Annotated in this window: 2 protein-coding genes; both read right to left on the reverse strand. The window is 34.8% G+C overall.

What is annotated here, in order from left to right; genetic code table 11:
- Window positions 1-51 precede the first annotated feature (51 nt).
- Window positions 52-939: an IS3 family transposase gene (locus ACFSQ0_RS03225; RefSeq protein WP_379044035.1), complete on the reverse strand. Its 888-nt coding sequence runs from the start codon at window positions 937-939 to the stop codon at window positions 52-54.
- A gap of 8 nt (window positions 940-947) precedes the next feature.
- Window positions 948-1,259 (reverse strand): transposase, encoded by a 312-nt coding sequence (locus tag ACFSQ0_RS03230; protein ID WP_379044038.1) that lies wholly within the window; start codon window positions 1,257-1,259, stop codon window positions 948-950.
- Window positions 1,260-1,319: the final 60 nt, after the last annotated feature.

Here is a 1,319-nt window from a genome sequence, read left to right on the forward strand (position 1 = left end):
TGTTTTGACCCCTATAAAACAAGAGTATTCTTTTAAATTTCGTTAGTTAAATTATGCGGTTAATTTTTTCATTAAAATTAGATGTTTTTTAGCGTTCCATTTTTCCATCGGTGTTATTCTTCCCAATAGTCCGTGTAGCCTTTCGTTATTGTAAAACAGCACGTAATCCTTAAGTATTTTCTCTATTTCTCCAAAGGTCCTATATTCAAATCGGTTGAACACTTCTTTCTTTAAAATTCCGTGATAAGCTTCTATATGAGCATTTTCTTCTGGTGTTGCAATGTGGGTAAACTCTTGGCCCACGCCTATCAGGGCTAAATATTCTCGGACGTTCTTTGCGATAAACTGACTTCCATTATCGCTTCTTATGACAACATCATCGGGATGCTGATATTTCATAAATAATTCTGATAGTAAGTTTATTACTTGGGCCTGTTTAATTGAAAAGGCAAAGAGATATATTAATATTCTTCGGGTGTGAACGTCTATTACAGATAGCAGGTATGCATTTTTACCTGCGTGGGGAATCCAAACCATCTTTATATCCATCTCTAGACATTCAAAAGGTCTTTGAGTGTCTACTTTTCTAAACTTAACAAACTTACGTCCAGAACCACTCCTATCTATCCGGTCTTCTAGTTTTAATAGGTTTGCCTCTTTCATTATTCTATAAAGCTTTTTATGGTTTATGATATAGCCATCTCGCTTTAAATAAGAGGTCATTAATCGATATCCACAATCTATAAATGGATGGCTCAAAATTGACTTTACAGACTCAATAACAGTGTCTTGGGTAACTAGACCTTTTTTATGGTGGTAAGTAAATTCACTTGGCTTATTTCCCTTCTTACCATGGGTGGATTTTCTGTAATAGCTGCTAGGAACCATTCCTACCATATTGATAAGCTTGGTTTTACTGATCTTATGCTTGTTATACATCCTATTTACTAAATCTTTTTTGGATCTGATGTCCCAAACTTTTTTTTTAAAAGCTCACGTTGAATCTCCAATTCAACTTCCTTGTCACACAGAAGCTTACGAAGAACCTTATTCTCCTCTTCAGCTTGTTTGAGTTCCTTGCTTCTATCGTCATAAGTTACTTTTAAACCCGCTTCTCCGTGATTCTCATACTTGCGTTTCCAATTGTAAAATGTGCCAGTACTAAGACTGTATTTACGGCAGGCAGAAACAACTCCTATTTCTTCTGCACAAGATAGGATCTCAAGCTTTTCTTTTAAACTCCACTTCTTATATTTCATATTTCAAAGGTATTAATTGAAATTTAAAATATCACTCCGAACTATTAAGGGGCTAAAGTA

The organism is Mesonia sediminis (assembly GCF_042684705.1).
GTDB classification, from domain to species: Bacteria; Bacteroidota; Bacteroidia; order Flavobacteriales; family Flavobacteriaceae; genus Mesonia; species Mesonia sediminis.